This is a genomic window from uncultured Methanobrevibacter sp. (genome assembly GCF_900314695.1).
Classification (GTDB): Archaea; Methanobacteriota; Methanobacteria; order Methanobacteriales; family Methanobacteriaceae; genus Methanocatella.
Map to the genome: position 1 here is coordinate 39,625 of NZ_OMWD01000027.1, position 8,890 is coordinate 48,514.

General features: G+C 31.1%; 11 protein-coding genes. All 11 read right to left on the reverse strand.

Features of this window, described 5'->3' with window-relative positions:
* Positions 1-3: 3 nt before the first annotated feature.
* Positions 4-456 (reverse strand): nucleoside-diphosphate kinase, encoded by a 453-nt coding sequence (gene ndk, locus QZN45_RS09085; protein ID WP_292608822.1) that lies wholly within the window; start codon positions 454-456, stop codon positions 4-6.
* Positions 453-614 (reverse strand): 50S ribosomal protein L24e, encoded by a 162-nt coding sequence (locus tag QZN45_RS09090; RefSeq protein WP_292608826.1) that lies wholly within the window; start codon positions 612-614, stop codon positions 453-455. Before QZN45_RS09090 ends, ndk begins: the two co-directional genes overlap by 4 nt.
* A 14-nt stretch (positions 615-628) precedes the next feature.
* Positions 629-835: a 30S ribosomal protein S28e gene (locus QZN45_RS09095; RefSeq protein ID WP_116669816.1), complete on the reverse strand. Its 207-nt coding sequence runs from the start codon at positions 833-835 to the stop codon at positions 629-631.
* A gap of 28 nt (positions 836-863) precedes the next feature.
* Positions 864-1,232 (reverse strand): 50S ribosomal protein L7Ae, encoded by a 369-nt coding sequence (gene rpl7ae, locus QZN45_RS09100; protein ID WP_292608833.1) that lies wholly within the window; start codon positions 1,230-1,232, stop codon positions 864-866.
* A 467-nt stretch (positions 1,233-1,699) separates the two neighbouring features.
* On the reverse strand, positions 1,700-1,900 hold the full coding sequence (locus QZN45_RS09105; protein ID WP_296802243.1) for a histone family protein: 201 nt from the start codon (positions 1,898-1,900) through the stop codon (positions 1,700-1,702).
* 254 nt (positions 1,901-2,154) lie between these two features.
* Complete coding sequence (gene thrC, locus QZN45_RS09110) at positions 2,155-3,348, reverse strand: threonine synthase (RefSeq protein WP_292608836.1); 1,194 nt, start codon at positions 3,346-3,348, stop codon at positions 2,155-2,157.
* A gap of 43 nt (positions 3,349-3,391) precedes the next feature.
* The gene (locus QZN45_RS09115) at positions 3,392-4,024 is read right to left on the reverse strand and encodes a stage II sporulation protein M (RefSeq protein ID WP_292608839.1); all 633 of its coding nucleotides are present in this window, start codon (positions 4,022-4,024) and stop codon (positions 3,392-3,394) included.
* Positions 4,021-5,118 carry a tryptophan--tRNA ligase gene (locus QZN45_RS09120; protein ID WP_296802238.1) on the reverse strand — a complete coding sequence of 366 codons (1,098 nt, stop codon included), beginning with the start codon at positions 5,116-5,118 and terminating at the stop codon, positions 4,021-4,023. The genes QZN45_RS09115 and QZN45_RS09120 overlap by 4 nt, the downstream gene beginning before the upstream one ends.
* A gap of 98 nt (positions 5,119-5,216) precedes the next feature.
* Positions 5,217-5,732, reverse strand: a complete 516-nt coding sequence (endA, locus tag QZN45_RS09125) for a tRNA-intron lyase (RefSeq protein ID WP_296802237.1) — start codon at positions 5,730-5,732, stop codon at positions 5,217-5,219.
* Positions 5,733-5,814: 82 nt separating this feature from the next.
* The gene (locus tag QZN45_RS09130) at positions 5,815-6,528 is read right to left on the reverse strand and encodes a metal-dependent transcriptional regulator (RefSeq protein ID WP_292608847.1); all 714 of its coding nucleotides are present in this window, start codon (positions 6,526-6,528) and stop codon (positions 5,815-5,817) included.
* A 168-nt stretch (positions 6,529-6,696) separates the two neighbouring features.
* Positions 6,697-8,890: transglutaminase domain-containing protein (locus tag QZN45_RS09135; protein WP_296812553.1), on the reverse strand; the 2,194-nt coding region annotated here is incomplete at its 5' end.

Below are 8,890 nucleotides of genomic sequence, written 5' to 3' on the forward strand. Positions count from 1 at the left end.
AATTTATTCATAAATTAAATCATTGTCGACGATTTTGTAATCGCAAATTTCATCTTCATTAAAGAAAAGAGCAATTTCTCTTTCAGCAGATTCAGGAGCATCGGATGCGTGAATAATATTTCTACCAGTATCCATACCGAAATCTCCTCTAATTGTTCCAAGATCAGCTTCTAAAGGATTAGTTGCACCAACAATTTTTCTAATAGTAGTAATAGCTTCTTCTCCTTCAATGACCATTGCTAAAGATGGTGAAGAAGTAATATACTCAACTAAACTTGGGAAAAATGGTTTTTCAGCATGTTCTCCATAATGAGTTTTTGCTAAATCTTCATCGATTTGAATTAATTTAACAGCTACAATTTTAAGACCTTTGTCTTCAAAACGGGATAATATTTTACCCATGAGACGTCTTTGGACAGCGTCCGGTTTCATCATTACAAAACTTTTTTGAATCATTCTTTAACCCATTTAACTTTTCTTGGAACTCTTCCGAGTTTAATCATATTTTTTTCACATTTACTGCTACAAAAGAAATAAATTGAACCATCTTTTTTGACGTACATTTTTCCTGTACCTTCTTCTATTTCTTTACTACAGAATGAACAAGTTCTCATGTTCTTACACCTTCTTATGGAGTCTTAATTTCTTTAGCTTCTCTAATTGTATCAAGTAACATTAAAATGTCACCTTCTCTAACAGGACCCATAATGTTTCTTGTTAAAATTCTTCCTTTATCTCTACCATCAAGGATTCTGCATTTAATTTGCATTACCTCACCAGTCATTCCAGTTCTTTTTAAAACTTCAATGACTTCAGCAGGAGTTCCTTCTTCCATTTAAATCACCGTAAAATTATTAAAAGAATTATTCTTTTAATTCAGCAACTTTTTCAACAATTTCACTAACAGCAGCTTCAGCATCACCAGCATCAACAATACATGCAGATGCAGTACCAACAGTTAAACCTGCAGCTCCACCAACTTGTTCTTTGGTAGGTAAGTAAACATAAGGAATTTCTTTTTCATCAGCGAGAACAGGAATGTGTGCAACGATTTCAGCAGGATCTACGTCTTCTGCGATAACAACTAATTTTGCATCTCCTCTTTCGATAAATTTGGTTACTTCGTTAGTACCTTTTGCTACTTTACCAGTAGATTGTGCGGTTTCTAATGCTTCTTCAGCTTGTTTAGCTAATTCTTCAGGTGTGTCAAATTTTACATAAATGTTTGCCATAAAATATACCTCCTTTTTCATCTGGCTATGCCATCCATCGGCAGATATTATAATTCTTTTGAATCATAATATAATGTAATTATATATAGTTATATTATTTTTTAACTATAGAAATTACCCAAATTATTCAATAAGTGAATAATTTAATATAGTTTTTAATAATACTAATTCTTGAACAATTCATATATCACTAAATATAATCCCATAATCTAAAAAAACAAGAGGGATTAGACTTTCAATACAAATACTTCTGAATTTCATATAATTTTTAGCAAAACTAAAAATAAAAATTTAGTAATTAATGAAATAATTCTAGAGAACTAGACAATAATAAATTGGTTTGCATAGTATATAAATGTTTGTAAAAATAAGACAAAATAAGTGAAATCTAAAATAAAAAATAATAAAATAAATTTAAAGTGTAAAAGAGATAGTAATAAAATTACTATCTAGAAAAATCAACAAATCTATTTGATTGCTAATTTAACATCTTCAGCTTTTACAGTTTTTCTACCAGCGTGACGTGCAAATCCTACAGCTTTTGCTGCGATTTCATTTCCGTAATCTTCAATAGCTTCGGTTAATGCGATTTTTGCATCATCACTTACTCTTTGTGCACCAGCATTTTTAAGTACTCTTCCTACAGGAGCAATTGGTAATTCACTCATAATTTACACCTCATTTATTTGATAATAAATAGTTTTTATTTGCTTATATATAAATATATTGGTCAGACACTTTTAAATTCAAAAGATTTCAATACAACAAACTAAATTAAAATAACCTAAAAAGTGACAGTATTATCTTTAAAAATGTTTTTCATAAAACACTTTAATAAAGTAAAATAAAGAGCACGATTACAAAATCGAAAAATAAAAAGCAAAAATAAAAAATAAAATAAGATTTACAAAAAGTAAACTTATTATTCCATGAGAATTTTTCTTAAGGTATCGATATCAGCATCAACTTCAGTAGGTTGAGTGCATGCATCAATTGCAGTATTAGGATCCTTGAGCAGGTGTCCAGTAACAACACAAGTTATTGTTTCACCTTTATCAATGACTCCTTGACCAACAAGTTTTTTAAGACCTGCAATAGAAGCTGCTGAAGCTGGTTCTACCCCAATACCTTCAGTTCTTGCCAGTAACTTCTGAGCATCAAGAATTTCTTCATCAGTTACAGTTTCAGAATAACCATTTGAATCATAAATTGCATTTAATGCCTTAATATCACTAACCGGAGCTCCAATACGTATAGCTGTAGCAATTGTTTCAGGGTTTTCAACAGGTACAACTCTTTTATCTCCCTTTTTAAATGCATTTGTAACTGGACATGCTCCTTCTGCTTGAATACCAGTCATCATAGGTAAATCCTTAATAAAACCTGCATCATAAAATTCTTTAACACCTTTCCAGATTGCAGAAATATTTCCTGCATTTCCCACAGGTAAAACTATCCTGTCTGGAGCTTGCCAACCTAAATCCCTAACAATTTCATATCCAATAGTTTTCTGACCTTCTAATCTATAAGGGTTAATAGAATTTAATAAATAAAGATGTTTTTCCAATGCAAGAGCAGTCATTGCTTCCAATGCTTCATCAAAGTTACCGTTAATGGACATTACTTCAGCACCATGGAACATTGCTTGAGCCAATTTTCCCAATGCCACTTTTCCAGAAGGTAAAAATACAATACAACGTAAACCTGCACGAGCTGCATAAGCTGAAAGGGATGCTGAGGTATTACCTGTAGATGCACAACCCACAGTATTTACACCTAACTCCATTGCTTTAGTCATTCCAACAGTCATTCCTCTATCTTTAAAACTTCCAGTTGGGTTTGAACCTTCTACCTTAACATACAAATTTACTCCAAGTTCTTTTCCTAACTTATCACATTTGCAAAATGGAGTTCCACCTTCATCAAGAGAAACGATTTTGGTTTCATCAACAGGAATGCATTCTTTAAATTTCCATAAATTATCCCTTCTACCATCAAAAATATCTTTAGAAACATCAATTTCATTGACGAGTTCAAGTACAGATCCACATTTTTCACAAGTGTAGATTACTTCATCATCGTCATACTCTTCTCCACATGAAACACATCTTATCATAAAAAATCACATATATATTTTTTAAACTATTATTATATAAAATTTAACTTAACAATGAAAATAAAAATTTACCTAAAGGCAATGTAATGTAAACTTCAAAAATTCCCGCCACTGCCATTAAAATTGAAGATAATGCCAAAATTATAAAAGCCTGCAATAACTTATCAAAATTTTCATCATAGGAATACCAGAATCTATCCATAAATTTTCGTTCTTTTTGTTTGAAGAATGTTCTAATTAAATTACAAACAAAATTAAATAATATAAAACCTGAAGCGCATGCTAAAATACATGAAGAGAATTCGAAAATTCCATGAGGAATAGTGAAAACTAATACATGCAATAGACTCTGGGATGTGGCGGCATAATAACCTACAAAAAATCCATTATATCCTAAAATCAGTGCTGAAAAACAGAAGAATAATCCATAAATAAACATTCGAAGGACAATCATTATATTGTTGATGAAAATATCCTGAAATGTTAATTGGATAACACCCGTTTGAACCTTATTTGTTACATCCTCAACAACAGGATTCAGATAACTATACAGATAAGGTTCAAATACATATCCTAAAATTAATGAAATAAAAAGGATAAAAGCAGAAGCAAATATGGCAAACTTATTCTCAATGAAAGCCCTTTTTACTTCATTATGGATTTTTTTAAACATCATATCAAATTTTTAGCAATTTCACGGGCTTCAACTTGTTTATCCTTTAAATCATCCATGAATTTTTCCATCAATTCTGCAGCCATTGCCTTACAATCACCGCAACGCAATGTTCCATTCAAACAGTCTTGGCGTATCTTTTCAAGTTCATTATCATCATCAATGAAATGATATAACAACATTTCATATATAACACATTTATCTACCTGTCCACCCAATTCCTGCTGTTCTTTTAAAGTTTCTCTTCCACCGGTTTTTGCTGATTTGACTTTTTTAACTGCATCTTTGGTTTCATCATTAAGATAGATTGCAGTGGCAGGTTTGGAACTACTCATTTTATCACCAGTCAAACCAGTCAAGAATCTGTGATAAGTGGAGGCAGGAGATAAAAATCCTAACTCCTCATTTAATTTATGGGCAATGTCCCTTGTTAATCTAATATGAGGATCCTGGTCAATTCCAACAGGAACTACAACTTTTTTTGGACCTCCAAACTCTTCAATCTGAGGAAGTAAAATATCAGCAACCTGAACCAATGGCGCTTGAACATGAGCAATATTAGTAGATGGAGTAAATCCATAAATTGCCTTGAGCTGACTGAAATTAGTTTTACTTGAAGCTTTAAAAGCCAAATCCTGCAATAATTTATTTTGAGATTGAAGATAAACATTAACATTATCCTTTTCCAAGTCAAGACCCAATGCAACCCAATTAGTTAAATATTCGTTGACTGCAATTTCACGACCTTTTTCAAAACTCATTCCACGGGCTGCATAAGATTCCAAATCAGCAATTGGAAGTGACAACATGGCTCCCTTATCCTGATACCATTTGAGTTGGTCAACGACCATTTTATGTCCAATATGCATTTGTCCACTTGGCATCATACCTGTAACAACTGCAAAATCTTTATTCTGATTAATTAAATTGTTAATTTCATTGAATTCTCTGTGTCCAAAAATTACTCCCCTTTTCATCAGTCTTTGAGGATTTTTAATGTCATCTAAAATATCAGAAATTTTTCCGATACCAAATTGATTTACTAACTTATCATAATCTAGGCTAAAGGATGCCCATGGGTCTATTAATTCTGCCATATTTTCACCAATCAATCTCTTAAATTAAATTTATAATTAAAATATATTAACTTCACAATTAAAAACTATAAAAATATTATTGCTTTTGTTAATTAAACTTATGGTCTTGTCCATTCAACATTATAATATGTGATGTCGAAGTCATCGTCAACAATTGCTAAAAGAAGTTTCTTATTTACACCATGAGAAACCCTAACATAACTTGCAAAATCAAGTGCATTAATATCATAATTTTCAAAAATAATTTTTACCAAATAATCGGAATGCCCCTGACCAGGACCTCTTCCACGGTCATATAATCTAAATTCAGAACCATATTTAAATCCAGTCTTAATAACAAAACCGCGATCTTTTAAATCACGATATACAACATATTTTCCATACTGTTCCTGTTCTTTTAAAATATCTATTAAATAACCTACGGTACATTCAATATCATCTTCATAGATATCCAAACGACCCTTTTCTAACAAATAACATGCCTCAATTAATGAAAGATTTAAACAATCAGCTTCAATTTTACCAAATTTACTTTTTTCATGTAAAGCTATTGGTCTTTTACTGCCTTCCTCAATTTTAATTGATACAATTTCATTAGATAAATTTCCACGCATTAAAACACCACAAAAAGAAATAAATTATTTTAATGCTAATATTTCTTAAAAAAATATTATATAAATTTTTGTAAAAAAAAAATTAAATGCTAATAAAAATATTATTAGCCATCTGTGTTGAGATAGTTACTTCATTATCATCAATAACTAAAAAATATTCATCACTGTCAAATGGTTTGGTAAATTCATACTTAACATTTGAGCCAATACTGATTCCAAGATTAGCAATATCATCCAAAAGCTCTGAATCGCCACGTATAAATGAAACTTTACCTTCAGTAGGCGAATTTAATTCAGAAATACATAATAAATTAGATTGCCTGTAAACAATATCATCAAAGTCATTCAAGGAATAACATTGTTGACAATTATCAAAATCAAAATTACATGAAGGAATAACATTATCATCAGGACATAAATCCGGATTTTGCAACATATTACATAATGCCCTTTCAGCTTCATCAGATAAAGTATGTTCCATTTCACAAGCTTGATCGTGAATATTTTCCTCTTTAACTTTTAAGACATCACTTAAAAATTTTTCTAAAATCCTATGTTTTCTTGTAATCTTTTGAGCAATTTCCATTCCCTCATCTGTTAAAGTAGCTCCTTTATATGGAGTATAAATAATATAACCAAGTTTTTCTAATTTTTTAAGCATTTGAGTAACACTACCTGGTGCAATATTCAATTCTTTTGAAAGTTGAGTAGTTGAAACCTGTTCCTTGTTACTGCCGTTACGATATAAAACTTCCAAATATTCCTCAATATTTTCACTGATTTTACCCTCAGCCATACGCTCACCTTAAATTATGATGTTAGATTAATTTATATAACTAAGAGTATAAAAAAGTTTTGGTTTGCCTAAATTAATTGAAAAACTTCTAAAAAAAAGAGATAATAAAAAATATATTTTTAAAATATTTAAACTTTATCAAAAAATAAAAAAAGGAAAAGTAAATAATTAGAATGGTAAACTAGAGTAATATGCATGGTGTGAATATGAACTAGTATACCAATTATTTACTACACCAAATGAATTACTTGAAAAGACACAAGTACCATGTTCATATCTAGCAGGAATACCTGCAGCTCTAGCTAATGCTATAACTAAATGAGCTTGATCTACACAATTACCATATCCACGACTTAAGGTACCAGTAGCACCATAAGCAGTATCATAATAGAAACTATAGGATATTTGGTCTCTTACATAGTTAAAGATAGCTGTCGCTTTTTCTTTAACAGTAGTCAAACCACTTGTTAAAGCAGCTGCCTTATTCTTAATCGCAGTAGCAGTTACTTGACAATTTGTAGTTGCTTTAAGATAAGGATCCAAATTACTAATAGTGTTTTTAACATTCATTCCACCAGCGGAAGTTGATGCTGATGAAGATGAAGATCCATATTTAATTACACAATAGTTAGGCATATAATTGTCATTGTTTTTATAGAAAGTTAATATACGTGAAAATGCATCTACCGCTTCAGAATAGATTATATTACCTACAGTTGAAGAACAGTAATTAGGAGCTTGCATATTAGTTTTAATATAGTTTGCAAGATTTTTCGCAACAGTCAAATAATCTGACTTATATAATTCCTCTGAATAAATATTATCTCCAGAAGGAGATTCTGGATTTTTTACACCATAAAGGCAAGTAATTGCATTATTATTTGAACTTCCTAATTGATATGCAGCCTGAGCCATTAGATAAAGGAATTCCGGAACTGTAAACTTATAACCTGCAGCAGTTACAGAAGATGGTATTTTACCATTTTTCTCATAATATGATTTCACAGTAGAAGCTCCTGTTAAAACATCAGCAATAGATATTGTTTTTGGAGCTGTTGAAGAACTACTTGAAGAACTACTTGAAGAACTGCTGGAACTACTTGAACTACTTGAACTACTTGAACTACTTGAACTACTTGAACTACTTGAACTACTTGAAGAACTATCAGAAGTTGTAGTTGAACTTTCAGAATATGTGCCACCTATACTTTTGAAATTTAAATTATTACTTAAACCATACCTAAATAAGATTACACCTGCAGCTCCACCTTTGATTGCATTTTTAGCATCAGTAGTAAGAGCAGATATGCTCAATTTAGTAGTATCATCATCAGACACATATGATTGTAAACCAGACCAGATTTTAGCACCTTCTGAATGTTGTACAAACCATTTTGTTGTTGTAGCAATCCAAGATGAAGACGCTTCATAATTTCCTTTATAAATCATTGGAATAATAACATCCAAATATTTACTGAGGCCAGAAATATCCTGACCATAGTAATATGCATTGTCAGTTGTTTCAGGCATTATTGCAGCAGAAACAATAATGTTTGAATTCACCGCATGAATCTTGCTGACTGCAGTTTTCACAAATTGAGTTATCGCAGCAGTACCACCTGAAGTCTTATATGCAGTACCCGGATATCTCAAGTAATCGAAGTGGATTCCTGAAACTCCAGCAAGTTTTGCATAAGTTAAAGCTTCATTAATCTTTTGATTAAAGAAATCTGTATTTGAAGAACCGCTTTTAACTGGGTTAATCCAACTTCCATCATAGAAAATTTGCATCCAAATATGGACTCTAATACCTAATTTATTAGCGCTGGCAATCCATGATTCGACAGCAGATTTACCGTGTTTTTCTAAAGCATAGTAATTTAAGAAAATATCTGTTGTACCTGCCTTTGCTATAGTGCTTAAATCAACAGTTTTCATGTCTGAACCAAATACCCAATAACCATATCCATTTAAAGAAGTGGATTTAGCTACAGAAACTTTTTTGCTTCCACTAGTTGATTTATAACTATTATCGCCAACAAAGGAATAAGAAACTGTGTAATTACCTGCAGAAGTTACACTAACATCAAAAGTTGCATAACCATTTGAATCAGTTTTTGCTGAGTAAGTTTTAGAGTTTACAGTTAATTTAACAGTTTTACTGGATAAAGCTTTACCATTAGCATCAGACAATAAAACTTTATAAGTCTGAGAACCAGCATTAAAACTTGTTCCACTTTTCCAAGTTAAAGTAGAAGTAGACCTTTCTTTAACGGTAATTTCAGTAGAACCAGATTTAGCTTTAATCTTACCAATAGCAGCATTACTATAAGAAATAGTATGTTTACCAATAGCAAGATCA

Coding starts and splice junctions, on each gene's coding strand:
- ndk (WP_292608822.1), bottom strand. CDS start 456: ATGATTCAAAAAAGTTTTGTAATGATGAAACCGGACGCTGTCCAAAGA.
- QZN45_RS09090 (WP_292608826.1), bottom strand. CDS start 614: ATGAGAACTTGTTCATTCTGTAGTAAAGAAATAGAAGAAGGTACAGGA.
- QZN45_RS09095 (WP_116669816.1), bottom strand. CDS start 835: ATGGAAGAAGGAACTCCTGCTGAAGTCATTGAAGTTTTAAAAAGAACT.
- rpl7ae (WP_292608833.1), bottom strand. CDS start 1,232: ATGGCAAACATTTATGTAAAATTTGACACACCTGAAGAATTAGCTAAA.
- QZN45_RS09105 (WP_296802243.1), bottom strand. CDS start 1,900: ATGAGTGAATTACCAATTGCTCCTGTAGGAAGAGTACTTAAAAATGCT.
- thrC (WP_292608836.1), bottom strand. CDS start 3,348: ATGATAAGATGTGTTTCATGTGGAGAAGAGTATGACGATGATGAAGTA.
- QZN45_RS09115 (WP_292608839.1), bottom strand. CDS start 4,024: ATGATGTTTAAAAAAATCCATAATGAAGTAAAAAGGGCTTTCATTGAG.
- QZN45_RS09120 (WP_296802238.1), bottom strand. CDS start 5,118: ATGGCAGAATTAATAGACCCATGGGCATCCTTTAGCCTAGATTATGAT.
- endA (WP_296802237.1), bottom strand. CDS start 5,732: ATGCGTGGAAATTTATCTAATGAAATTGTATCAATTAAAATTGAGGAA.
- QZN45_RS09130 (WP_292608847.1), bottom strand. CDS start 6,528: ATGGCTGAGGGTAAAATCAGTGAAAATATTGAGGAATATTTGGAAGTT.